Source organism: Campylobacter concisus (assembly GCF_003048985.1).
Lineage (GTDB): Bacteria > Campylobacterota > Campylobacteria > Campylobacterales > Campylobacteraceae > Campylobacter_A > Campylobacter_A concisus_AY.
In genome coordinates this window covers 25,882-51,282 of sequence record NZ_PIRS01000011.1, presented here as the reverse complement: position 1 = coordinate 51,282, position 25,401 = coordinate 25,882, and the positions used below count along the sequence as shown (strand labels likewise).

The 25,401-nt window shown below is 38.2% G+C and carries 24 protein-coding genes; 16 read left to right on the top strand and 8 right to left on the bottom strand.

From position 1 onward, the window contains the following. Positions 1-31 precede the first annotated feature (31 nt). The 9 genes from CVS91_RS07985 to mrdA are packed head-to-tail and all read left to right on the top strand — an operon-like array spanning position 32 to position 7,051. Entirely contained in the window at positions 32-1,243 is a 1,212-nt protein-coding gene (locus CVS91_RS07985; RefSeq protein WP_012140081.1) for a lytic transglycosylase domain-containing protein, read from the top strand. After that, complete coding sequence (locus tag CVS91_RS07980; RefSeq protein ID WP_009294185.1) at positions 1,230-2,090, top strand: septal ring lytic transglycosylase RlpA family protein; 861 nt, start codon at positions 1,230-1,232, stop codon at positions 2,088-2,090. Before CVS91_RS07985 ends, CVS91_RS07980 begins: the two co-directional genes overlap by 14 nt. 15 nt (positions 2,091-2,105) lie before the next feature. Beyond that, positions 2,106-2,681 carry an imidazoleglycerol-phosphate dehydratase HisB gene (gene hisB, locus CVS91_RS07975; RefSeq protein ID WP_035142991.1) on the top strand — a complete coding sequence of 192 codons (576 nt, stop codon included), beginning with the start codon at positions 2,106-2,108 and terminating at the stop codon, positions 2,679-2,681. Further along, a complete protein-coding gene (locus tag CVS91_RS07970) occupies positions 2,678-3,166 on the top strand; it encodes a KdsC family phosphatase (protein ID WP_004317467.1) in 489 nt (162 codons plus the stop codon). Before hisB ends, CVS91_RS07970 begins: the two co-directional genes overlap by 4 nt. Continuing rightward, positions 3,157-3,684, top strand: coding sequence for an LPS export ABC transporter periplasmic protein LptC (gene lptC / locus CVS91_RS07965; RefSeq protein ID WP_107831464.1), 528 nt, complete (start codon positions 3,157-3,159; stop codon positions 3,682-3,684). The genes CVS91_RS07970 and lptC overlap by 10 nt, the downstream gene beginning before the upstream one ends. Continuing rightward, positions 3,657-4,133 (top strand): lipopolysaccharide transport periplasmic protein LptA, encoded by a 477-nt coding sequence (gene lptA, locus CVS91_RS07960; protein ID WP_103571386.1) that lies wholly within the window; start codon positions 3,657-3,659, stop codon positions 4,131-4,133. The genes lptC and lptA overlap by 28 nt, the downstream gene beginning before the upstream one ends. Continuing rightward, positions 4,130-4,741 carry a ribosome biogenesis GTP-binding protein YihA/YsxC gene (gene yihA / locus CVS91_RS07955; protein WP_107831462.1) on the top strand — a complete coding sequence of 204 codons (612 nt, stop codon included), beginning with the start codon at positions 4,130-4,132 and terminating at the stop codon, positions 4,739-4,741. The genes lptA and yihA overlap by 4 nt, the downstream gene beginning before the upstream one ends. Position 4,742: 1 nt before the next feature. Then, the gene (locus CVS91_RS07950) at positions 4,743-5,234 is read left to right on the top strand and encodes a hypothetical protein (protein ID WP_107831460.1); all 492 of its coding nucleotides are present in this window, start codon (positions 4,743-4,745) and stop codon (positions 5,232-5,234) included. Beyond that, positions 5,231-7,051 carry a penicillin-binding protein 2 gene (gene mrdA, locus CVS91_RS07945; RefSeq protein ID WP_107831458.1) on the top strand — a complete coding sequence of 607 codons (1,821 nt, stop codon included), beginning with the start codon at positions 5,231-5,233 and terminating at the stop codon, positions 7,049-7,051. The genes CVS91_RS07950 and mrdA overlap by 4 nt, the downstream gene beginning before the upstream one ends. Before the next feature lie 1,003 nt (positions 7,052-8,054). On the opposite strand, the gene lon is transcribed toward mrdA, so the two are convergent. Together lon and CVS91_RS07935 are read right to left on the bottom strand one after the other, a co-directional pair. After that, positions 8,055-10,472 (bottom strand): endopeptidase La, encoded by a 2,418-nt coding sequence (gene lon, locus CVS91_RS07940; RefSeq protein ID WP_107831456.1) that lies wholly within the window; start codon positions 10,470-10,472, stop codon positions 8,055-8,057. An 8-nt stretch (positions 10,473-10,480) separates the two neighbouring features. Further along, positions 10,481-11,128, bottom strand: a complete 648-nt coding sequence (locus CVS91_RS07935) for an outer membrane protein assembly factor BamD (RefSeq protein ID WP_009294177.1) — start codon at positions 11,126-11,128, stop codon at positions 10,481-10,483. A gap of 112 nt (positions 11,129-11,240) precedes the next feature. Here CVS91_RS07935 and fliW point away from each other — a divergent pair, with 112 nt between their 5' ends. From fliW to hpf, 6 genes are all read left to right on the top strand, one after another. Beyond that, complete coding sequence (gene fliW, locus CVS91_RS07930) at positions 11,241-11,627, top strand: flagellar assembly protein FliW (RefSeq protein WP_021087648.1); 387 nt, start codon at positions 11,241-11,243, stop codon at positions 11,625-11,627. Positions 11,628-11,680: 53 nt separating this feature from the next. After that, positions 11,681-16,033: a hypothetical protein gene (locus CVS91_RS07925; RefSeq protein ID WP_159071409.1), complete on the top strand. Its 4,353-nt coding sequence runs from the start codon at positions 11,681-11,683 to the stop codon at positions 16,031-16,033. Then, entirely contained in the window at positions 16,027-16,668 is a 642-nt protein-coding gene (locus tag CVS91_RS07920; protein WP_107831452.1) for a prepilin-type N-terminal cleavage/methylation domain-containing protein, read from the top strand. The genes CVS91_RS07925 and CVS91_RS07920 overlap by 7 nt, the downstream gene beginning before the upstream one ends. Next, positions 16,665-17,588, top strand: coding sequence for a prepilin-type N-terminal cleavage/methylation domain-containing protein (locus CVS91_RS07915; RefSeq protein ID WP_107831450.1), 924 nt, complete (start codon positions 16,665-16,667; stop codon positions 17,586-17,588). The genes CVS91_RS07920 and CVS91_RS07915 overlap by 4 nt, the downstream gene beginning before the upstream one ends. Further along, positions 17,588-18,019: a type II secretion system protein gene (locus tag CVS91_RS07910; RefSeq protein WP_107831448.1), complete on the top strand. Its 432-nt coding sequence runs from the start codon at positions 17,588-17,590 to the stop codon at positions 18,017-18,019. The genes CVS91_RS07915 and CVS91_RS07910 overlap by 1 nt, the downstream gene beginning before the upstream one ends. Before the next feature lie 80 nt (positions 18,020-18,099). After that, positions 18,100-18,627: a ribosome hibernation-promoting factor, HPF/YfiA family gene (hpf, locus tag CVS91_RS07905; protein ID WP_004317788.1), complete on the top strand. Its 528-nt coding sequence runs from the start codon at positions 18,100-18,102 to the stop codon at positions 18,625-18,627. A gap of 563 nt (positions 18,628-19,190) precedes the next feature. Here the strand turns inward: hpf and rpsR are convergent. The 6 genes from rpsR to CVS91_RS07875 all read right to left on the bottom strand — a co-directional run bounded on the left by rpsR (position 19,191) and on the right by CVS91_RS07875 (position 24,231). Beyond that, a complete protein-coding gene (rpsR, locus tag CVS91_RS07900; RefSeq protein WP_004317775.1) occupies positions 19,191-19,451 on the bottom strand; it encodes a 30S ribosomal protein S18 in 261 nt (86 codons plus the stop codon). Between the two features lie 16 nt (positions 19,452-19,467). Then, positions 19,468-19,995: a single-stranded DNA-binding protein gene (locus CVS91_RS07895; RefSeq protein WP_021087759.1), complete on the bottom strand. Its 528-nt coding sequence runs from the start codon at positions 19,993-19,995 to the stop codon at positions 19,468-19,470. 13 nt (positions 19,996-20,008) lie between these two features. Further along, positions 20,009-20,428, bottom strand: coding sequence for a 30S ribosomal protein S6 (gene rpsF, locus CVS91_RS07890; RefSeq protein WP_103613387.1), 420 nt, complete (start codon positions 20,426-20,428; stop codon positions 20,009-20,011). A 77-nt stretch (positions 20,429-20,505) separates the two neighbouring features. Further along, the gene (holA, locus tag CVS91_RS07885) at positions 20,506-21,504 is read right to left on the bottom strand and encodes a DNA polymerase III subunit delta (RefSeq protein WP_107831446.1); all 999 of its coding nucleotides are present in this window, start codon (positions 21,502-21,504) and stop codon (positions 20,506-20,508) included. Further along, on the bottom strand, positions 21,497-23,416 hold the full coding sequence (locus tag CVS91_RS07880) for an RNB domain-containing ribonuclease (RefSeq protein ID WP_107831444.1): 1,920 nt from the start codon (positions 23,414-23,416) through the stop codon (positions 21,497-21,499). The genes holA and CVS91_RS07880 overlap by 8 nt, the downstream gene beginning before the upstream one ends. After that, positions 23,413-24,231 carry an HDOD domain-containing protein gene (locus tag CVS91_RS07875; protein ID WP_012140069.1) on the bottom strand — a complete coding sequence of 273 codons (819 nt, stop codon included), beginning with the start codon at positions 24,229-24,231 and terminating at the stop codon, positions 23,413-23,415. The genes CVS91_RS07880 and CVS91_RS07875 overlap by 4 nt, the downstream gene beginning before the upstream one ends. 147 nt (positions 24,232-24,378) lie before the next feature. Between CVS91_RS07875 and ilvC the strand changes: the two genes are divergently transcribed. After that, entirely contained in the window at positions 24,379-25,401 is a 1,023-nt protein-coding gene (gene ilvC / locus CVS91_RS07870; RefSeq protein WP_004317771.1) for a ketol-acid reductoisomerase, read from the top strand.

Below are 25,401 nucleotides of genomic sequence, written 5' to 3'. Positions count from 1 at the left end.
TCATTAAGCTTTGACACGAAAAAGGATAGAAATGAAAGCAATGCTTAAGATATTTTTATTATTTGCATGTAGCACCTTGCTACTAGCAAACGCCCCTGAGAAGAGCTCTTATGACACTCAGGTTAAAATTTTAAAGGAGCTAGACATCGATGCTAGCTTTATGAAAACTTCTCACTATGCAAAGATGAGACAAGGCATACAAAACTCACAGGTAAGAACATTTACAGATGCCTTGAAAAATGGCTATATGTATATACCAATGATAAAAGAGCAGATCAAAAAATCAGGCGTGCCTGAGTCGTTTTTCTATCTAGCGATGATAGAGTCAGGCTTTTCAAATCACACTGTCTCAAACGCTAAAGCTACTGGTATGTGGCAGTTTATGGAGCAAACAGCAAAAATTCATGGCCTAAAAGTAGGGCAATACACCGATGAGAGAAAAGATCCGGTCGAATCAACTGTCGCAGCTACAAACTATCTAAGATCACTTAAAAATCAATTTGGCAAGTGGTACCTGGCGGCAATGGCATATAACTGCGGCGATGGTGCGCTAAAAAAAGCTATACAAAAAGCCGGTACAGACGATCTTGTAACGCTTCTTGATGCTGAGAAAAAATACCTCCCAGCTGAGACTAGAAATTTCATCATTAAAATTTTAAGAGCGGCATATATAGCAAAAGATGCGGACTTTTTGATATCTAAAGAGTCATCTTTACTAAATATAAATGGCGGATTAAGACTTACGAAAGTAAAAGTGCCTGGCGGTACAAATTTAGCTCAGATAGGCGATAGCATCGGTCTTAGCACAAAAAAGATGAAAAGTAATAACCCACATTTAAAATTTGTATTTACTCCTCCAACTTTAAAAGATTATTACGTTTATATCCCTGAAAATAAAAAGCAACTTTTCTCAGATAATTTCAAGCCATTTAATGGCAAAAATAACTTCTATGCATACACTGTAAAAAAAGGCGAGACCTTGCTTTCTATCTCTAAAAAAACAGGCGTTAGCCACAGAGCGATCAAGGACTACAACGAGCTTAGCACAAACGCAGTAAGCTATAATCAAAAACTAATAATCCCTTTTTCTACTCAAAACAAATCTCACAACTACGTAGTTCAAACAGGCGATACAATCGCATCTTTATCAAAGAAATTTAATGTAAGTGAAAAAGATATAAAAGATGCAAATTCTTTGGCTAGTTCAAATTTAAATGTCGGAGCAAATATTGTCATACCGTAAGAGCCTAAATTTCTACTTAGGACTAAGTTTTACACTTCTAATCACTGGTTGTTCTTGGAGCGGGGCTCCATTTACTCCAAGTGGCCCAACTAATGTAAGAGGCAACAACTCCGCCTCAGTTCAAAAAGCAACAATGAGACCATACACGATAAACGGCAAAACCTACTATCCAACCGTCGTAAGTGTCGGCGATAAAGCCAGCGGAACGGCAAGCTGGTATGGTCCAAATTTTCACGGTAAAACGACCTCAAATGGCGAAGTTTATAATATGTACAATATGACTGCGGCGCATAAAACTTTGCCGATGAATACAATACTTAAAGTAACAAATTTAAGAAATCAAAAAAGTGTTATCGTGCGCGTAAATGACAGAGGACCTTTTGTGGCTGACAGGGTGCTTGACCTTTCAAAAGCAGCTGCGATGAAGCTTGATGTCATCGGCACTGGCACAGCTCCAGTTAGTATGGAGGTTATCGGCTTTAATGAAGACATTAACGCTGTTACAACCGCTAGCGCGCAACCAACAAAACCAACAAGCACTGGTATAAAAGTGCCAAATCCAGTTTCTCCAACGGCTCCAGTTGGTGGCATCGTGATCTCATCAGAGCAACGCGTTGTGGGTGGAGATTTTATGGTACAAATTGGCTCGTTTAAAAACCTTGAAGGCGCAAACAGATACCAAAGAGAGCATAAAAGCATAGATGGTTATAGATCAGTCGTTAAGACATTTACGATAGATGGCTCAACCATTTATAGGGTATTTTTAAATGGCTTTAGAAGCGAGGACGAGGCTAGGGATTACGCAAGAAGCGGCAAATTCCAAGGCGCATTTATAGTAAGAGGTTAGGGCGTGAGAGAGGAAATTTTAGAACTAACTAGAAACACAAAAGAGACGCAAATCTCAATGAAGCTCAAAATTTACGGCTCTGGGGTTGCAAAGATAAGCACAGGCATTGGCTTTTTCGACCACATGCTTGAAGCTTTTACAAAGCACTCTTTGCTTGATCTTGAAATTTCATGCAAGGGTGACACGCATGTGGATTTTCACCACAGCGTCGAGGATGTAGGCATAGTTTTGGGACAGCTTTTAAAAGAGGCTTTATATCCATTAAGCGGTGTTGAGAGGTTTGGCGAGGCGAGCGTTGTTATGGATGAGGCGGCTGTTTTTTGCGCGCTAGATCTTAGCAACAGAGCTTACCTCGTATATGAAAATTTTAATGAAAATGCCAAGGTTGGTGAGTTTGACACTGAGCTTGTGGAGGAGTTTTTTAGAGCTGTTGCTATAAATTCAGCCATCACTCTTCATCTAAATCAAATTCGTGGCAAAAACACTCATCACATCATCGAAGCAACATTTAAATCATTTGCCGTAGCACTCCGCAGAGCGCTTGCCAAAAATGCAAGGATCGGCACTCCAAGCACTAAGGGCGTTTTATGATAGAAATTATATTTTTAGACGTTGATGGGTGCCTCACTGATGGCAAGATCATCTACAATGCAAACGGCGAAGAGCTTAAATTTTTTGATGTAAAAGATGGCTACGCGATAGAGAGCTGGCTAAAGCTTGGTAAGAAAGTGGCTATCATCACTGGCAGAAAGTCGGCTATCGTTGAACGAAGGGCTGAGGATCTAAAGATAAATCACGTCTATCAAGGCGTTGGCGATAAATTTGAAGTAGCAAGCGAGATATTAAAATTTGAAGGGCTTAGCTTTAAAAACGCAGCAGCTATCGGCGATGACTATAATGACTATAAAATTTTAGACGCAGTTGCATGGAGCTTTAAGCCAAAAGATGCCATTAAAGAGCTTGATGTAAAGACAAAGCTAAAGCACAAAGGTGGCAATGGCGCTGTTAGAGAGATGATCGAGATGATCATAAAATCAGAAAATTTATATGACGAGTGGTCTAAGCGTTGGTTGTAAAAATTTTCTACTTCGTCGTGGCTATTTTTAGTGCTGTGATGATATTTTTAGCGACTCAAGACCCATACCTGGCAAACGTGCTAAAGGTTGATACCAAGATATCAAATATGCAGGTAAATGACGTGGTTGATTATGAGATAAACTCGACTAAGATAAGCGGAGTTTATGAGAGTGATGAGCTAAACAGATATAGTGACAGGGATGAATTTTTAGACTTTAAAGCGAGAATTTTAAGGGGAAATTTAAGACATTTTCTAAGCTCAGACAAGGCTATCTCGCAAAACGATGAGATAATCTTTCAAAAAAATGCAAACTATGAAAACAATGATAGTTTGAAATTTAAAAGCGATGAAGTTATATATAACACAAAGACAAAAATAGTAAGATCAGAAGCAAATTTCACCATCACTAGAAATGGCGACAAAGCATTAGGTGATAGTGGCAGCTACGATCTTGGTAAAAAACAAACGCAGATAAAAGGGTTAAGGGCATGGGTAGAAGAAAAGCAGCGATTTTAGCGATGATTTTGGGCTTTACATTTTTAAATGCAGAGCAAGTTGAGATCACTTCAAACGATTTTTTTGCTGATGAAAACAAGCAGATCAGCGAATTTGTAGGCAACGTAAATATCAAAAAAGGCTCATACGACGAGCTAAAGGCAAACAAAGTTGTTGTGCATTTTGATAAAAAGCGCCAGCCAGTAAAATATGTAGCCACAGGCAACGCCAGAGCTAAAATTTTCATGAAAGATAAGCACTATGAAGGCAAGGGTGATACGCTTACATACGAGCCTGCAAAGCAGACATACACAGTAACTGGCAACGGCTATTTGCACGAGGTAGAGACCGATAAAAATGTCTATGGCGAAAAGATCGTGGTCAATCAAAAAGATGGCACATATAGCGTAAATAGCGACGAGAAAAAGCCGGTTAAATTTATCTTTCAGATCGAGGATAAAACCAAGTGATAAGAGCCTTGAGCGCTAAATTTATCACATCAAGCCCAAGCATAAAGGAGGCTCCAAGCTTTGTAACGAGCGAGGTGGTCTTTTTGGGCAGGTCAAATGTGGGTAAAAGCAGCCTCATAAACGCACTTGTAAATCAAAAAAATTTAGCCAAAAGCTCATCAACTCCTGGCAAAACGCAGCTTATAAATTTCTTTGAGGCTGAGTTTTGTGAGGAAAAAAAAGAGGGCGAAAAAGAAAAATTTAAACTCATCTTGGTCGATCTACCAGGCTTTGGCTACGCAAAAGTTGCAAAGTCAAAACACGACGAGTGGCGAAAAAATTTAGATGAGTTTTTGAAATTTAGAAGCGACATCAGACTTTTTATACATCTAATCGACGCTAGACATTTTGACTTAGACATCGACGTGAATGTGGACTCTTACCTAAAAAGCTTTTTAAGAGCTGATCAGAAAATCTTAAATTTATACACAAAAAGCGACAAGCTAAATCAAAGCCAAAAGAGTGCGATAATGAAATTTGACCTAAGTGGCATTTTGGTCTCGACACTCAGCAAAAGCGGCATCGACAAGGCACGGGAAGCTATCATAAACCACGCTCTTGGTAGGTAAAATGCAAACCATAAGCAGCTTAGATATTAAAATTTTTAAAGGCTTTTGGTGGGCTATTTTTTTGCTCTCTTATGAGATCGCAACTACGCAGTTTGGCTTCTTGCCGCCACTTATTGGCATCTTTTTTACCTATATGATTTTGGAGTATTCAAGAAAACAAAAGCAGTATAATGAGTTTAAGCCCTCATGGTATTTTTCACTCGTTTTTCTGGTCTTTGCTGAGCAAATTCATGGCTTTTATCTCTTTTCAACGATCATTGCGTTTTTGCTATTTTACAACTTCGTGCTAGACTGGCTCTACACGACGATGAAGTGGCGAAACTGCCTGCTCATCATCTTTGTCGCCTCTGGCTATGTGCTAACCTTTCTTGTAAATAACCTTTTTGCCTACGTCTTAAACGAGCCAAATTTGACTTTTAGCGCAGAGTATCTATTTTTTATAGCGCTTGAAAGTGTGCTTGCTATCGTGCTTTTTAGGGACAAAGTGCTATGAGGATGCGTATCGTTTTTGGCGTGATCGCCCTTTTTTGGATCATGCTTTTGGGACGGATTTACCACCTAAGTGTCAATTCAAACACCTACTACAACGAGATCGCCGAGCAAAATGCGATAAAAACTATCTACATCCCGCCAGTTAGAGGTATCATCTTTGATGCGCACGATAAGCCTATGGCGGTCAATCGCCTTGGCTTTTCTATCTATGTAAAACCGCACCTTAGCGCAAACAAAAAGGTGAAAATTTTAGACGATGAGCTAGCCTACATCGGCTCACTTTTTGGTGATTTAAACGTCACCAAGCTTAAAAATGAATATATCAAAAACGACTCAGCCTATAACCAAGACTTTATAAACGTGGTCGAATTTGTTGATTATGATAAATTTTTGCCATTTTTTGCACCCCTTTCTCTGCGTGAAAATTTAGAGATAAGACCCGCTTCAAAGCGCCACTACCCATACAATGACCTAGCTTCTCACATCATCGGCTATGTCGGCAGGGCAAACCAAAAAGATATGGAAAACGATCCTTTGACAAAGCTTACAAACTATATCGGTAGAAGCGGAGTAGAGCGCTTTTATAACCCGATCCTGCAAGGAATTCAAGGCTTTAAAAAGATCAAGGTAAATGCGCTAAATGAGGAGATCGAGCAGGTGAGCTATCAAGCGCCACAAAGCCAAAACATAAAGCTTGCCGTCGATCTTGAGCTGCAGCAGTTTGTCGCTGATGTCTTTGGCAAAGATGCAGGAAGCGTCATAGTTATGAGCCTAAAAGATGGCGCTATCATCGCTGCTGGAAGCTTTCCTGAGTATGATCTAAATCCATTTGTGCTTGGAATTTCTCAGGCTGAGTGGGAGGAACTTGTAAAAAATGTCGATCACCCATTTACAAATAAGCTGATAAACGGCCTTTACCCGCCAGGATCTGTCGTAAAAATGGGTATGGCTCTTGCCTTTTTAGACAATGGCATGAGCAAATATGATAGCTTTTTTTGCAGTGGATCGTATGAGCTTGGAGGGCGTAAATTTCGCTGCTGGAACTCGCATGGTCATGGCACGGTTAATATGAACACGGCAATTAGAGAGAGCTGCGATGACTATTTTTACAAGGGTAGCCAAAAGATAGGCATAGATGCCATTGTGCCGATACTTGAGCGTATGGGCTTTGGTAGAAAAACGGAGGTTGATTTGCCAAATGAATTTGTGGGGACACTGCCAAGTAGGGAGTGGAAGATGAGGAAGTATGGCAAGGCGTGGTTTCAAGGCGAGACGCTCATCACCTCTATCGGACAGGGAAATTTTCTAGTCACGCCTATGCAGGTAGCTAAATACACAGCAGGCCTTGCAACTGGGCTAAATGTGACGCCGCATTTTTTAAAGAGCATTGATGGCAAGGATGTTGATTTTACGCCAACAGATGATGCTTTTACGCCGTTTGAGAAGTCGCAGCTACCTGCTATTAGGCATGCGATGTATGAGGTGGCAAATCACCCAAGAGGCACAGCAAATAGGCACTTTGTGGGAAGTCTTGTAAAGGTTGCGGCAAAGACTGGAACAGCTCAGGTTGTTGGCATCTCTCAAACTGAAAAGAAACGTATGAAAGAAGAAGATATGGCGTATCTGCAAAGATCTCACGCATGGATGACGACCTATGCGCCTTTTGAGGATCCACAGTACGTCATCACGATGGTTGTCGAGCACGGCGGCCACGGCGGTAGCGCTGCTGGACCAAAAATCTCTCAAATTTATAACAAGCTAGTTGAAATGGGGTATATAAAACTTGATAAAGTTCAGGCTGAGAAAGAGAAGAAGTAGAATTTTTAAGTATATATTTGAAGCTTATGTGTAAAATTAGAGCCGAAATAAATTCTAAATTTACGAGGAATTTGCTGAGTATATTCTTTTTTGGATTTTGCTTTGCAAACTACAAACAGAATATAATTCAAGTTTTTTGTTTGTTTGCAAAAAATATAAAGCTTACAAATTTTAAACTTTCATTCACTCGCAAGAATTGACTACTAAAATTTGGCTTCGTTAAACGCTTAGCTCAAATTTTAGAGCCGAAATTACTCGTTCATGAAATTTTAAAATTTGCCTGACACTTGCCCGATGATAAAGCGCATGCAGTACGAAGCGCTGGAGCATGCACCTTGAACGTGCGAGGGGTTTTTACTTCAACTTCGTCTCGTAACTGCGAGCAGAGGAGGGATTTAAAAAGGGGGATAAGGGGACGGCTTCGTAACTCGAGTCCCCTTGTCTCCCTTTTTAATAAATTTATATCGCAAAACAAATTTTAAAATTTTACTCACTCGCCTTAGCAGCTTACTAAATTTAGGGCTCATAAATATTTGCCACTAAATTTAGAAGCGTGATATGCTCGCTCATAAATTTTAAAATTTAAATTACAGATTTTAAAAATAAATTTACTATTTCATAAATTTTTAAAATTCCACTCACTCGCAAGAATTACATACTAAAATTTGGCTTCGCTTGCCGCTTAGCTCAAATTTTAGAGCCGAAATTGCTCGCTAATGAAATTTTAAAATTTACTTGACACTCACTTGATTTAGCAAAGCAATTTTACAAATTTTAAACTTTACTTGCTCGCCTTAGTAATTTACTAATTTTATAAATTTAGAGTCGTGATACGCTCGCTCATAAATTTTAAAATTTGTTTTTTAGTGTGTCGCATGTGTTATGTTATTTAAATTATTAACTACATCTATGCGCTATATGACTTTTTATTTGGATTTTAGGATTGTCAAAATTTATAAATTTCTCTAGCCCCAAGTGAGACAAAATGGGGCTAGAGTAGGGATTATTTTTTAGCTACAAGAGCGTTTTTTAGCACATCATCGATCGTATCTACTGCGATGATCTTCATATCAGCTTTTACTTCGGCTGGGATATCGACAAGGTCGCGGTCATAGTTTTTACGAGGTATCAGAGCTGTTTTGATGCCAGCTTTGTGAGCGGCGATGAGCTTCTCTTTTAGTCCGCCGATAGGTAAAACTCTGCCAGTTAGCGTGATCTCGCCAGTCATTGCGATGTCGTGTTTGACTTTTGTGTCAGTCAGTATCGACGCGATCGCAGTTGCCATAGTGATACCAGCACTTGGGCCATCTTTTGGCACAGCACCTTCTGGCACGTGCAAGTGAAGGTCGTATCGCCTATAAACATCGCTGGCTTCGAGCTTATGCTTGTCATCATCTAGTTTTGGCACGATAGCCATCGGCACTTTTAGCTTTTTGTTATCTATCAGCACTTTTACCACGCTAAATGCGATCTGAGCGCTCTCTTTCATCACGTCGCCTAGTTGGCCGGTGATTTGCATATTGCCTTTGCCTTGGATCCTGATAGCCTCGATCCTTAGCACGTCGCCACCGACACTAGTCCACGCAAGGCCATTTACCAAGCCGATCTGATCTTTTTTATCCGCTGGCTCGATCTCATAGACCTTTTTCTCTAAAAACTCTTTTAAATTTTTAGCCGTGACGCTGATCTTGCCTTCATTCTTTTTGGTGAGGATATTTTTGGCGACTTTTCTTAGTATATCAGCGATCCTGCGGCGTAAATTTCGCACACCGCTCTCTCTTGTGTAGTCGCTAATTATTAGCTCAAGTGCCTCTTTGCTGATGCTTACATCGCTTGGTTTTAGGCCGTGCTTTTTAAGCTCTTGAGGTAAGAGATATTTTTTAGCGATCTCAAATTTCTCTTGTGGGGTGTATGAACTAAGCTCGATAAACTCCATCCTATCGCGAAGTGCAGCTGGTATCATGCTCACGTCATTTGCTGTGGCGATGAAGATGATTTTGCTAAGATCGATATTGAAATTTAGGTAGTAGTCTCTAAATTTATTATTTTGCTCTGGGTCTAAAATTTCAAGTAAAACAGCGGTCGGATCGCCTCTATAGCTTCTGCCAACCTTGTCGATCTCGTCTAAAACAACCACTGGGTTCATCTGCTTGGCTTCTATGAGACCTTGCACGATGCGACCTGGCATAGCGCCTATATAGGTGCGGCGGTGCCCTCTTAGCTCGTTTACGTCCTCAAGTCCGCCAAGTGCGATCCTAACTAGCTCACGCTTTAGTGCCTTTGCGATCGAGTTTGCAAGGCTTGTTTTACCTACACCTGGAGGGCCTGCAAAGCATAAAATGGCGCCGTTATTTACCTTTTCGCCAACACCTCTAAGCTCCAAAAGCTCGCGCAAGGCAAAATACTCCTCTATGCGCTCTTTTGGCTTTTCAAGACTGTAGTGGTCAGCATTTAGGTGCTTGCTCACTTCGGCGATAGATGACTTTTTCTTAGCTATGTTTTCAAATGGAATTTCAAGTACCCAGTCAAGGTAGCTTTGCAAGGTGTTCGCGTCGGCTGAGTCTGGGTGCATGCGAGAGAGTTTGTCTATTTGTTTTTTGATCTCTTTATAGGCATCCTCAGCCATAAATTTCTTCTTCGCATCAAGCTTTTTGCGGTACTCCTCAAGCTCCTCTTCACGGCTCGTGTCCGCTCCAAGCTCAGCTTGAATTTGCTTTAGCTGCTCTTTTAAAAAGTACTCTTTGTTCGTCTTGTCGATCTTTGAGTGAACCTTATTTTTGATCTCTTTTTGAAGCTTGTTTGCCTCGATCTCTTCGATGACGTAGTCGATGAGCTTTAGTAGGCGCTGCTCTAAATTTTCTTCGACAAAAAAGCTATAAGCGATCTGTTTTTTTAGGCGAAGCGCGCTTGAGACTAGGTCGCAAACTCTGATCGCTTCAGCGCTCTCTTCGATCGTCTTTAAAAGATCAGGTGGGAAAAAGTGGCTAAACTGCGAAAGCTCTCTTACTTTTTCTCTCAAAACTACGATGAGAGCGTCAGTCTTGACCTGCGATGGGCGCTTTACGTGGAGCATATCGACGATGCCGCGGAGTGGGTTTATACCTGATTGTTTTAAAATTTTACCTTTGTCGATGCCCTGAAATAGCACTTTTACGCGTCCGTCAGGTAGCGGCACACGGCGCATTATCGTGCCGATAACGCCTGCGTCATAGATGCCATCAAAGTCTCTAGCGCCGTCTTGCTGTGGCTTTGTAGGCACGACAAGGATCGGTGTCTCTCCTTGTATGGCAAGCTCAAGCGCTTTTAAATTTTCTTCGTCGCTTAAAAAAAGCGGCGTTATCATAAATGGATATAAAAATAGCTCGTCCTCAACTATAATAGGGATCTCAGTTGGGAAGCCTTTGTTTTCGTTTATTTGCAAAATTTCTCCTATTCAAACAGTTTTCTATACCATGCCACGTCAGGTTTGATAAGATCTGAGTTTTTAAACGGCGACTCTTCTAGCTTTTGCTCGTAAATTTTAGCCGAAACGTCACGGCCAGTTCTCTTGTAAAGATCTGCTATTTGCATATCTAAGAAGTAAAGTGCGAGCTTAAATTTGATAAGCATAGTCTCGATAAGTGGCTTATACTCGGTGTTTGGATACATATAAAGAAATTTCTCGATCTCAGTTACGCTATCTTCCATTAGCTTTTGGTTGCGGTTTGGCTGGGTAAATGAGTCAAAATTTGCTTTTATCTTTAGATATTGGGCAAATTCTGTTTTTGGGCCGTTATCGCCGTATCTTTTGATGTATTCATCAAGATAGTGATTTGCCATGAGATACTCTTCATCATTCGCGTGAGCTTGGGCAAGGATGAGTAAAATTTGCTCCAAAAGTGGGCTTGCAACGTGCTCGCTAGCCATTGAAACGTAGTGTTTATCAGCTGACTCCAGATCGCCATCTTTTATGTCAGCGATGACCTGAGCGTACCACTCGTCTGGAGTTAGATTGTAAAGTTCGGTGTATTTTTCAGCACAACCACTAAAAAGCCCTAAAAGAGCTACGACTGCTAGAAATTTAGAAAATCTTTTCATGCTTTTCCTTAAAAATTTTAAATTCGCTTATTTTACATTTTTTGGCATTATTTTTGTATAAATTTTTTAAAACTATGCTAAAATAAGGCAATTTTACAAAACAGGAGTTAGTATGATTTTTAGTGTTAAAAGCCCTATTTTAGGCTTTGAGCATATCAAGACGATGGAACTGATTGAGCTCGATAAATTTTTTGTTAAGTTAGCAAGTAAAGATGACGAAACATCTTTTACTATGATAAATCCTTTTGCGTTAAGAAGTTATGAATTTGACATCCCAAGCTACTACGAAGAGCTTATGGACATTAAAGAGAGCTCACAACTTAGAATTTACAACATCATCGTAGTTGCCCTTCCACTTGAGAAATCAACCGTGAATTTCGTAGCTCCTATCGTTTGTAATATGGACAATATGACTTTATCTCAAGTAGTGCTTGACGTTACAAAGTATCCACAATACGGACAAGCTGAAATGATAGAAAATTTCATACAAAAGCAGTAAAACATCTATAAAATCAATGATTGATTTGTTATTGTTATAAGGAGGGCACTTTCTTGCGTAGGATAGTATATCTACTCTGTTTTGTTGTTACATTTAGTTTTTCTGCAGTTAGAGAGTGCACACCAAGCGAAGAAAATTCTATTGGTTGTAACCTCCCCCTACTTGGCAATATAAGCTATAAATGTATGATGGATGACGAAGAAGATAAATCTGGCTCTCCTAAAAATATCCCACATTGTATAAAAAAATTTAATAGAACTTGGAGCATATATACGACAAGTTTCTCTGGTGGCGATGCCAATAATGGTGGCACTGCTAATGATGGATACTATCTTTATTCATTTGTAACAGGTTATGATAGTCAAGGAAAGCCATTGATAGATGCGGAACCTTTAGTAGGAGCGTTAGATAATAATGCCAAAGATGGTATTACTATAAGAAAGATAGACGGCAAAAATATCACTAGGGTAAATGGAGATATGGCTGTTATTGGTGCAACGATCATGCTACCAAATGAATCACCTTATAATAAAGGATACAGCTTTAGTGGCGGAGCTGCATCTGGTCTTGTAAATAAAACTTTCATAAATAATGCAAATTTCCCTGCAAATAGCTCTAAAATTTGTCAAACTTATTTTAAATATTATCCAAACGATCCTTCTTATTGTCAAAATTCAGAGCAATCCACCTTTGACTTTAGTGAAAAAGTTAGCCATATCCGAGACCATCTAACAGGCAAAAACATAGTATATGCTAGGCTTTATTGGGCTGGGTCTATCACGCAAAACTGGAATGTTCCATACGATACAGCAGATAGTGGTATAAATTTTTATTCAAATGCGATGAAATTTTTAAAAGGCTACTCGCAGATAGATTTTAAAGTCCCTGGTAAATCGCAAGTAATAACGATAGATGCCAAACCGGAAGATGTAAGATGGTTTGGCTCTTTTAGCGAGTATCGTCCAAAGTCAATGTCGTATGATGCTTTAATGGATGCGTCGTGGGTTCCTAATATTGGTCACCAATGGACACCGATTAAAGCTGGTATAACTTATCTTTATACAGCAAGTGCAGATGTGACAAAAGAGGTAAAAGAGAGTTTTGGTGAATCAAACGCAAGTAGGACATTTGCAGCTGGAAATATAAGGGCTACTTCTGTTGATGGGACTTGTGAATTTATAGATGTAAATGATCCATATGTATATAACCGCTTTGGTGAGATTCGAGATTTAAATTGGTGTAGAAAAGGTGTGCTTTCATATTTTCTTGGGGAAAATGACAACGGCTACTGGGATCAATACTCTCCTTCGCAATATGCTGGTTGGACTTTGCTTATCATATATGATTTTGATGATGAAATTGCTATAAAAAATGACATAGAACCAAAGATGATAACTATATATGATGGTCTTAAGATGTTGGCGCCAGAGCCGATAAAAGAAAATAGCTCTCCGACTGTTCATACTAATAGCTATGATATAAGTTTTGATGATATTTATATGCCAAGAAGTGGAAGTATGGATGCATCACTGACAGTTTTTGCCCTTGGTTCTAAGCGTGAAGTAGATGGAGAAAAGATACAGATACAAAAGCCGTATTTGCCATTTGATGATAATGGCAATAGTGATACAGTGTATAATGTAGAAAACCCGATAAATAATCAATTTAACTCGTCTTTTACAAAATTTGACAAACTGATGAACCCTAAGAGAGTTTATAATAACCAACTAGACCTAGATGTCTTTAACGTATCAAATTTTATGTATCCTGAACTAAGAAAAGTTAATATGAAATTTACAGTTGCCGAAAATAACTATGGTGGAGTAAATAGTGAGCCTATAAATTTAGCTCTTGTGGCTTTTTCTACTCGCGTGTATAGACCAAGTTTATGTTATGTGGAAGATATTAGCTATAAAAAGCCAAATGAAACAAGCTTTACGCCACTGGTAAAAAACTCATCTGTTAGCACAAATTTGCCAAAAGGCACTACTTTAAGAACCATCTTAAAGCTAACTAATCCTACAAATGAGTTGGCTCAAAATATTGCTTTAAAAGTAAAAATAGATCCAAGTCAGACATATGTTGAAAACTCATCAGCGGCGATAAAGATTACTGCAAATTCTTCTTTTTCTGAGAGTGATCCATATTATGGGAGGATCATTAGTGACAATACTGGCTTGCAAAGGGCGAGTAATAATACTTTAACATTTTTTATAGGACATGGCGCAAATGCAGCTACAGGTGAAGGCGGCTCTCTAAACGCAAATTTTAGCAATTTTTCTTATATGGTTTTTGATACGAAACTTGATTCTAAATTTGCAGAAAATAGCTACAAAGCTACAATCGAAAATAGCACTATACAATTAAAGCCTTATGACACTTATATAAAAAAATGTGATCCTTACTCTTATAATATAAAAACGGAAGAAGATGAACCTAATGACTTTGTGCCAAGCACTAATCAAGACGATGGAAGCGGAAAAAATAAAAATAGACTTCTTACTCAAATAATAGGAAAGCCTTTTAATGTATATATAACAAACTACGGAGAAGATGGTAGTAAAAAAGAGCCAAATTCTTTGGTAGGAGATGTAAAGGTAGAGCTAGTTAAGTCTTGTGATGATGATACAAGTTTATATGTAGGCGAAGATAAAAATCTATATAAAAAAGATGATATAAAATTTAATGGAAAAAGCGAGGTCTTACTAGAAGGCATCAAGGTAGATAAGGCATATAAGAGCCTTAAATTTAGAATTTCACATACCAGAGCCTCACAAGCCACTCCTGCGACACAGACCAAGATCGTAGCTTGCGAAAATTTAGATGACTTTGCTGTTAGACCTAGTTATTTTGCTGTATATGACACAGATTTAAATGCTGTTGTAAGAAAAAATCTCGACCTTGTAGGTGGAAAATCATACACAAACTATAAGCTCGCTGCTTTAACAAGTGATGACGTAATAGCAAAAGGCTATATAAATACGATAGATGGCATAAGCAATTCAAATGAAGTTGCTGGGCTTCATCCTATGAATTTAGTCGGTTGTGATGCTTCAGGATTATTGAGTGACAATAGACTAAAAGTTGTTTTTGATAAAGAGAATAAAGCCATCGGTAATATTTTTAGATTAAATTCTTCTGGGGCTGAAGAACCATTTTCATTTTCTGATATAGGTAATGCATACTTTGAGATAAAAGATACAAGCTACACTAAAAATGATAAGCATGTCAGCCCAAGAGCAGATGACTGCGTGAGAGACTCAAGTGAAAATGACCCAGACAACGAAGGTAGGGTTGGTTGTGATATGGCGATAAAACAAGGAAATAACATTTTATTTCAATTTAAGCCAGAAGATCTTGAGATAAGTAATCTAAAAATAATACCAAGCGATAGTGTTACCTATATCGATAGTAGCTATCACCAAAAGGTGAAAGTGACTTTTGATGTTGTAGCAAGGCTATTTAACCGCGACACTGCAACTTTTTATAAAGACGGATGCTATGCTAATGTCACTAGTTTTGATATAGGGCTTGATCAAGTGCCATTAAACTACACAGATAATGACGGAAACGCTGGCACGCTCGAAAAAGCAAATGATGAAATTTTATTCTTTCAGGTACTTTTTTCAAGGACAAAAAAGCGCATTGGGCCAACTGCGACAAAAGGAATGTTCTACGTTGAAAAGAGTGCGTTTAAAGATGGTAAAGCGACTGCTGAAGTCTATTTTAACTTTGCTAGAAAGGTAAATCTTGCGAAAAATCCTTTCACAGTCTCAAGTGATGACTTTGGGTTTAAAAGCATAACCGATGGAAAATTAGGCAGTGCGCCATATACAAAACCAAGTCCTAGTGAAAAAACATCTGCTAAACTTTACTATGGCAGAGTCTATGCTCCATATTATGAGGGTTCGTATCTAGGATTTTTAGCTAAAATTTACTATGGAGCTTATTGTAATGGATGTGACAAAAATGAATATATGAAAGACCAAACAACTGGAGAGACATGGCAAGAATTTCCATCGGCTCCTTTTTGGTTTGTTAATCCACACTATAGAGCAAGCATGCTTGCGTTTTCAGATTTTAGTTTTACAAATAAAATTAGTGAAACCATTTTAAGAAATGATGTAAGCGCTGTCCAAGACGGAGTTCAAACTATCTTTATAAGCAATCCAAAAGCAGTCACTGATGTGGTTAAAATGCATGCAAGAGAGTGGCAAATATATAATGAATTTGATAAAAATGCAGCAACAAGCGACTTTAATGTGAGATTTCTCGTGCCAAATGGCGACTGGGCTGGCAAGACCTTAAAAAGTGGCTCAGATAGAGGCGATGTAGGAAATGTTGTAGGTGGTGAAAATAACTTTAACGATCTAAGCGATAAGACAAATAGGAGAATTTCTTGGTAAAAAGAGGCTTTTCTCTTATAGAACTTATCCTTTCTATCATCGTTGTGGCGATCATTAGCATCTCAATACCACTCGTTTTAAAAACGACATCCGAGCTAAATCAAAAGGCTATTACACAAGAGAGCTTGATGAACGCTAAAACTTATATAGGACTTATCTTAAAAGCTCCTTTTAGTAATAGGATCATAAAAGCCTCAAGCGTTAGTGCTAGCGCTGATACAGCTTATTTCTTTCCTATCATCTTAAAGCCAGGCGATAAAAGAAATGAATTTTATAAGATAAACAAAATAACAGGCGATGGTCATAGAGTTTTTGCCTATGAAAACTCACCAGAACTAGAGCCACCAGATGCATCGATAAGATCGGTAGATTACTACGAAAAAAGAAATAAAAATTTAAACACGGCAAATCAAAACAGAGACTATATCGTCGGCTCAGACTATAACGCCAGAATAAAAAATGGTAGTGGGGATTTTAAACCAAATTTACCACTAAAAAGCAGTGACGTAAAAGAGATAATTGTAACTGCTACTTCATATAAAAATGACACAAAACAAGAGACGACATCAGTGCTAAAAGCCTACGCTTTTAACCTAGGCGAGAGTGGCTCGCTAAATACGAAAGTATGGAAATGAAAAGAGCCTTTACACTCCTTGAGCTTATAATTGTCATAGTCATCCTTGGTATCATCGCTATGATGAGCTTTAACGCTATAATGAACATCTATTCAAACTACTTTCAAACAAGGACTGTAAATGAGCTCGAGATGCAAACAGAGATCGCGCTGGAGCAAATTTCAAAGAGGCTAGAGCACCGCATAAAGCCAAGTGTGATCGCTAGAAAACCTAGTGGAGGGTTTTTGCCACTAAACGATAGCAGGGTAAATTTAAATAGTGGCTATGAAATTTTAGAATTTATCCCTTATGCGTATGAAATTTTTAACGATGTGCCTTCTGGTAGTAACAAAGCAGGCAGATATAGCGGCTACGTAGATCTTGCTAATAGCTCGCCAGCAACTGGTCTGATAAGTCCTGGAAGTAATTTCACCACCGAAGTCATTGAAACCATAAAAGATCTAACTTGCAAAGATGATGCGAGTGGGTGTGTGGATTTTGAAAATAAAGATGGTGGCGTTGTAGCGATATTTTCTGATGTTTATTATGATGTGCAAAACTCTTTTGGATATAAAGATAATCTAAATTTAGATATAGCAAAAGTTGGCGTAAAAAGCACTGATGGCAATACTCTAGAAATTTCTGGTTTTGCAAACAAACAAATTTCAGAGCAGTATCATCTAGCCTACACAGCAAACGCCATAGTGCCAGAGCAAAGTGCCGATCCAAAAGATACTGCAAATGGTGTCTTTGACCTAAATTTATACTACGACTATCGTCCATGGATGGGTCAGGGCTATAAAAACGGCGAAAAGGCAACCCTTGCTAAAAATGTTACGAGATTTGTATTTATAGAAAAAAATGGTGTCATCGTGCTAAAACTTTGCATGAGGGCAAAAAACTCAGAGATAACCATCTGTAAGTCAAAGGCGGTTTATTGATGAGGAGAGGTTTTACACTCATTGCGGCGATATTTTTTGTGGTTATCGCAAGCTCTATTTGTATGCTGGCTCTTTCGATCGCTAGCACTTCAGTTAAGCAAAATAGCGAAATTTATCTAAGAGAGCAAAGTGAGCTAGTAGCCCGTGCGGCGACTGAGTACGCCATGCTAGCTATCATAAGCAATGACTTTAGTACTACTTGCATTGGAAATAATGACCAAGCTATAACAGGCGAATTTGGCGAGCTTTTTACCTTTAAAGTATATGTAAAATACTTTGGCGATATGGGAGATGCTTGTAAAAACAAAGATGCTGTTATAGTAAAAGGAGCAAATCAAGGCACGATAATGCTCGATGTTTTTGTCAGCTCAAAACCGGAAAAAGCCTCAAATCCTATAAATTTTCACAAACGAACTCTTCAAAAACTTTAAAATTTTATAAAGATTTTACTTTAATTTGCTTTTAGTTTCGTCGTGTTATAATCATCTTACTTTCTATAAAGGAGATTGCGATGAACATAAGCATTGTAGGAAAACAATTTGAGCTAACAGAGCCCATCAAGAACTATATCCAAGACGCTTTTGACACCCTTGGCAAGTACAACCTTGACATCATCTCAGCAAGATGCGTGGTAGGAGCAGATGAAAAGCAAGGCAAAAAGGGCTTTAATGCAGAATTTTCTCTAAATATGGCACATAAAGATACGATAGTCGTCCGCCAAAAGGATAAAGATCTCTATGCGGCGATAGATCTTGCTATCGAAAAGGCTTCAAAAGTTTTAAGAAGGGAACATGATAAGAAATTTACCGTAAAAGGTAAGGCCGATGATAAAGAATTTCGCTCAAGAATAGGCGAAGAAAAGATCGAAGGTGTCGAGGAGATCGTGCCTATGGAGCTTGAAATTTACAAACCTCTTGAGGTAGAAGAGGCACTTGATAAACTAAAATCAAGCGATAAACAATTTTATGTATTTAACGATGTCGATGCCAAAATGCGTGTCATCTACAAAAGAACAGACGGAACTTTTGGTCTATACTAAAACTAGGGGCGCTTTGCCCCTAAATTTATTACCCACTTTTAACTCTTGTTTTAAATTTCAAATTTTATTTTGTGTTGTCTAGTATTTTGTGTCGTTTTGTAGTATTTTTATGGGTAAAATAGCTCTAAATTTAACCATTAAACAAATATAAAACTGAATAGCCAAATTTAAAGCCTTTGTGGAATATTGTTATTGTAAAAATGGTGCATAAATTTAAGAATTTATCGAGTGAAATTTATAAAAAACTTTTAAAAAAACTTGATGAAATTTAATATGTAAATTTTAAAAATAGACAACGTCTAGAGAAATCTGGCTACTTTGGTGGCTTTAAAATGCTTATAAAATTTAAAAAATTGGCTAGTAAATTTATAAAAAAGTTTTCAAAAAGCGTGAAAAATTTACGAGGCAAATTTAAAAATTAGACAATATTTAGATAAATTTGGCTAGCTTGGTATTTTTAAAATGCTTATAAATTTAAGATTTTTTATAAAAACTTAGAAAGAGTAAAAATTAAGAGTTAAATTTAAAAGATTTTAGCCCAAAATAGGGCTAAAATTTATGGATTATAGACCTTCAAAAGGGTTTGAAACTACGTCTTTGCGATCAACTATATAAGGTATGATAGCTGCGTGGCGAGCTCTCTTGATCGCTTTTTCTACCATCTCTTGGTATCTTTTTGATGTGCCAGTTAGGCGTCTTGGCATGATTTTAAATCTCTCTGACAAGCAATACTTCAAAAGCGAAGTGTCTTTGTAGTCTATAAAATCAATCTTTGCTTCTGTAAATTTGCAATATTTGCGTGAATATTTTCTTTTTTCTGCCATTTTTTATCCTTTAAAATTAAAACGGTATTTCTTCATTGTTGAAGCTATCAGCATCAACGTCTATATCAGGAACTTCTGAATAACTCTCCTGCTTTCTTTGCGGCGCAGCTTGTGGTCTAGCTTCTTGTTGGCGGTTATATTGGTTATTTTGATATCCGCCTTGCTGTCCGTAGCCACCGCTATTTTGGCTATTCATAGAGTATCCGCCTTGTTGCGTTTGGTTATTTGAGCCAAGCATCTCCATGCTTTCAACGGCGATAGAGTGTTTTGAGCGATTTTGTCCGTTATTGTCGGTCCACTGATCAAATTTGAGTCTTCCTTCGATAAGCAGCTTCGATCCCTTGTTAAGATATTGGTTTGCTATCTCTGCACTCTTGCCAAAAAATGATATATCAATAAAGCAAGTCTCATCTCTTCTTTCCCCATTTGAGGTGATTTTGCGTGTCACAGCTATACTAGAATTTCCTATGGCAACGCCGCTAGTAGTATATCTAAGCTCTATATCTCTGGTTAAATTTCCAACTAATACTACTTTATTGAACATTTTTTATCCTTGATTATTCTTCTGTAAATGTTTGCTCGTCTACTTTTTCAGCTCTTGGCTCGCGTGGTGCTCTTGGCTCGCGAGGTTCTTTTCTTATAGTTTGCTTGATACCTTTGCAAAGTCTTTCCCAAGCTGCGATTTCGCGTTTGTTTTCATATTTAACGCTTAAAAATCTTATGATATCTTCTGTGATTCTTACGTTTCTTGTAAGCTCTGCAAGAAGTGCTGGTGGAGCTTTGTAGTAGATAACAAAATATGTTCCACGCTCATATTTTTTGATGGTATAAGCTAGTTTTCTAGTGCCCATCTCAACGACAGTAGCGATCTCGCCGCCGTTTTTTGTTATGACTTCTTTTACGAAGTCAACCTTAGCTTTAACTTCCTCTTCCGTCAATGTCGGCTTAAGAATAAATAAAAGCTCGTAATGTTTCATTTTTTCTCCTTATGGATATTTAGCTCACTTTGTGAGCAAGGATTTTGCATTAAGCAAGGGTGGATTTTAGCTTAAATTTACTTAATATTTGCTGTTGATATGAGGTGCTGCAGATTTAAAATGGTTGATAAAACAAAAATTTCTTTATCCATTTTTGTATTTGTTTTTAGCTCTAGCTCGGCTAAATTTAGCGTCTTAAATATCTCTAAATAGACATTTAAACTTAGCTTTAAGCTATTTGCTTTTAGTAAATTTGCCACATTTACAGGCGGCTGATAGCCGATCGCTTCGTCTAAATTTAAGCGGCCATTTATCTTGATGTAAGAATAAATTTTAAATAACCTAAAAAATGCTTTATAAAGTGAGTTTAGAAGTAAAATTTCATTAAAATTTGGATCTTCCAAGTAGGTAAAAAAGTCGTTTTTTATATCTTTTAGAGCCATAAATTTATTGAAAAAGTCATCAAAATTTATCCCACCAAGTCCAAAAACCAGCCTTTTTACATCGTCTTGTTCGATGTGAGCGTTTAGGCTCTTTAGTTTTGTAAGTTCGCTTGCTGCAAGGTATAAATTTTCATTATGCGTAAAATAAAGCTCATAAAGTGCGTTTTTGGTTATGTTTAGGCCTATTTTGGCTGAGTTTTTGGCTAGTAAATTTATCGCCTCATCTGGAGTTGAAGGCTTGAAAAATCTAGCAAAATTTGCCCCAAAAGCCTTTTGCGTATCAAAAACTAGCTTCATGTCGGCCTCATAAAGCTCAAACAAAAAATAATTGTCCTGGCTTTTTAAGCAAAGCGAGATGAGCTCTTTTAGCTCTTTTGCTGGGATCTTTTTGTCACTTTTTACATAGAGGATATTTTTGCCGCCAAAAAGCGACTGCTCGCTTAGGTGAGAGCTTGCTTGCGCGTAGTTATACTCGTCAAAATAAAGGCTTAATAAATTTGCATCTTCGCTTGCATAAAAGCTCAAAATTTCCTTGCCAAAAAGCTCGATCTGAAACTCGTCCGCCCCAAAAAGCAAGAAGTAGTTGCTTAAATTTGCATTTGCTAAATTTAGCTCCAAATCTTTTCTATACATCGATCTTTCTTACCACTTTTGCAAAAATTTTAGCGCTCGCAATGTCGGTCTCTGTGATCTTTACGACAAGCTTTTGAAGTAAATTTGCGCTATATCCAGTGATGAAAATCCTAGCTCCAACAAAATAATCATCAAGCTTGGCAACCAAAACATTTTGGTTTTCGCTCACGTAGCAGCGCACCTCTTTGCCGATATTTGCGGCTGCCCAGCGTGCAAATTTCCTATCCATAAAGTCGTAGGCTACCTTGTCGGCCTCTCTTTCAAGCTCGCTTAAGGTTGCGCAGGTGTTTTGGATGTTTAAAAGTAAGAAGTTGTAAAGCTTCTCATCTTTTGAAATTTTAGCCTTTAAAAGTCTGTGCAAAATAAGGTCAGAATAGCGTCTAATAGGGCTTGTAAAGTGTGTATATCTGTCAAATCCAAGCCCAAAGTGGCCTAAATTTTCACTTGAGTATTCAGCCTTTTTTTGAGACTTGATGATGAGCTTATCTATCTCTTCGCGGTTGCCCATTTCATCGGCCTTTGCTTGGATCTTTCTTATCAAATTTGCAAGGTCGCTCTCGTAGGTAAAGTCAAGTCCCAAAAGCTGCAAGTCCTCAAGCAAGGTATCTATCTTTTTAAAATCAGGCGAAGCGTGGTTTCTAAAAACGCCCTTTGTGATGAGCTTTGCAGCGGCCTTGTTTGCTAAAAGCATGCAGTCTTCAACAAGTCTATGTGAGTCGGAGTCGCTTTCAAACCTAGTTTGTGAAATTTGACCCTCTTCATCAAGGCTCATTCTAAGCTCTTTTGTCCTAAAGTCAAACGCGTGCAAAAGCCTTTTTTTGCGAAGCTTCGTGGTGAGTTTAAAAAGCGGCTTGATCCATGAAATTTCACACTCTCTTTTGTCTTCTAAAATTTCATCGATCTCATCGTAGTTAAAGCGCCTTTTTGAAAGGATTATTGCCTCAAAAAGCTCCTCTTTTTTTACCTCATTGTTTGCATCGAGTGAAATTTTAAAACAAAATGCAAGGCGTGGCACGTTTGGCTTTAGTGAGCAGATATTTTCACTAAGCGCGCGCGGCAACATCGGCACTGAGATGTGCGGAAAGTAGATAGAAAAGCCTCTTTTTTTGGCCTCACTATCAATGGCACTATATGCAGTCACATACTCGCTTACATCGGCGATTGCTACGTAAATTTCGCGCTTTTTTTCATCAAAATATATGGCATCGTCAAAGTCTTTAGCATCGACTGGATCGATCGTACAAAACTCTAAATTTCTTAGATCAACTCTGTTTGGATACATGCTAGCATCGACTTCGTCGCCAAATGCCTTTGCTTCAAGCTCGCAGGCCTCACTAAATTTATCGTTTTTATTATAAATAGCAAGAGAAATTTTCTCATCGCTTAGCGGATCTTCTAAATTTCCTAAAACCTCGACTATTTCGTTGTTTAGATTGTTTATCTTTAGTAGCGTCCCAAGCGGGAGCATTTTTAGACTTTTTTGCGTTGCTTTTAGAGTTGTGCTTAGTCCAGTTTTTAAATTTACCCCTAAAATGGCCGCCCCAAAGCGTTTTGTATAGACCACGCTTGTCTCATTTGCAAGCTTTAGGCTCATCACTATCTTAGCGCTTTGGCGTTTTTTCTTAAGTGGCAAAAGCTTTGCTAACACGATATCACCAAGATGAGAGTTGTTTAAATTTTTATTTTCGACGATGATATCTTGCTTGAAACGCTTGTCAAATGGCATGATAAAGCCAGTTGCGTTTTGGCTGATGTCTAGCTTGCCGCAGACATAGCCGTTGTTTAGGTAAAATTTATCTTTATGGGAGCTTACGGCACCAAGGTTTAGGAGATTACGTAAGATCTCTTTGTCTTCGTTTGATATCTCTTTTTCTTTGATGCCAACTAGAAGTGATGTTAAAAATTCTTTCACAAATTGTCTTTGACTTTGCTAACAGCCATTAAAAATGTATCTCTCTCAAAGCCATATTCGTTTATAAGAAGTGTTGCGTTATTTACGCTCACATCATCAAGCTGGTTAAAGATATTAACCGCTGTTTTTACTACTTTTAACGCTCTTGCGTACTCTTTTATATGATCAGGTGCCTCTTCTGGAGTGTTTGAGTAGAGGATGGAATTTCCAAGCTCGATCTCTAAATTCCACTGCTCAAAAATTTTAGCCGTAACCTCTTCGTTTGTGATGTCCAAAATTTCTGACTCTAAAAGCGCAAGATCATAGGTAGATGAGATTTGTTTTAACTTTGTTTTAAACTCAGCAACTTGGTTATTTTCTGTGAGTTCATGTGCTAAAACGATCTTGCCAACCTCAAGCATAAATGAAGCAGGAGAGAGAATTTCTAGATTTTTAGGTTTTATCTTAGAGTACCAGTGATACATCAAAGCATTTTGCATGATTGAGATATTTAAAAAATCTTGTGCGGTAATGTCATATGGCTCTAAATTTATAGAAAAGGTCTTTTTAATGGCACTTGATAGCGCAAAACCGCGTATAGTAGCCATACCGAAAAGCGAAATGGCTCTTGCGATAGTTGTGATCTCTTGAGAAAATCCGTAAAGTGGTGAGTTTGCTGAACGCAAGATATTTGCTGTTAGCATAGGGTCTTTCTCGACCACTTTTGTGAGGTCATTTATCGAGCTATTTTCGTCAGCATGTAGGCGCTGGATCTGTATGACAGTGTCGTCTAGTGGCGGAAGCGCTTTGATTTTTTTAAAAATTGATTCATTCATGTAAAGTGACTCTTTAGGTTAAAAATTTTGTCACATTATAGCAAAAAGCTGCAGCATAAAACTTAAAGATACTTTTTTGCTCTTTTTCAGCAACGTTTTTGTTGCTAAAATGTATAATTTTGCCAAATTTTAACAACAGGAGAAACAATGGCTATAAATGTTTATTATGATAAAGACTGCGATTTAAGCCTTATTCAGAGTAGAAAAGTAGCAATCATCGGCTTTGGCTCACAAGGTCACGCACACGCTGAAAATTTAAGAGACAATGGCGTAAGTGTCGTAATCGGTCTTGCAAAAGGTGGCAAAAGCTGGGCAAAAGCTGAGGCAAAGGGCTTTGAAGTAAAAACTGTAAGCGAAGCTACAAAAGGCGCTGATGTAGTTATGATCCTAACACCAGATGAGCTTCAGGCTGAAATTTATAAAAATGAGATCGAGCCAAATTTAAAAGATCACGCTGCTATCGCATTTGGACATGGTTTTAATGTTCATTTTGGACAGATCAAAGCTCCTGCAAACATAGACGTCATCATGATCGCTCCAAAAGCTCCAGGACACACAGTTAGAAGCGAATTTTTAAGAGGTGGCGGCATACCTGATCTTATCGCTGTTGAGCAAAATGCAAGTGGAAAGGCTAAAGAGATCGCTCTAAGCTATGCTTGCGGTATAGGTGGCGGTAGAACTGGCATCATCGAGACAACATTTAAAGATGAAACTGAAACAGATTTATTTGGCGAGCAAGCTGTGCTTTGCGGTGGTCTTTGCGCACTTGTAAATGCTGGATTTGATACGCTTGTAGAGGCTGGATATGAGCCTGAGATGGCGTATTTTGAGTGCTTACATGAGCTAAAACTAATCGTTGATCTAATGTATCAAGGCGGCATGGCTGATATGCGCTACTCTATCTCAAACACAGCTGAATACGGTGACTACGTAAGTGGTGTCAGAGTAGTTGGCGAAGAGAGCAGGAAAGCTATGAAAGAAGTTTTAAGAGAAATTCAAAATGGTAAATTTGCAAAAGACTTCATCCTAGAGAGAAAAGCAGGATATGTTAGAATGAATGCTGAGCGCGGTATAGCCGAGAGAAGCTTGCTAAATAAAACTGGCAAAAAACTTCGCGCAATGATGCCTTGGATAACTAACGGCAAACTTATAGATCAAAGCAAAAACTAA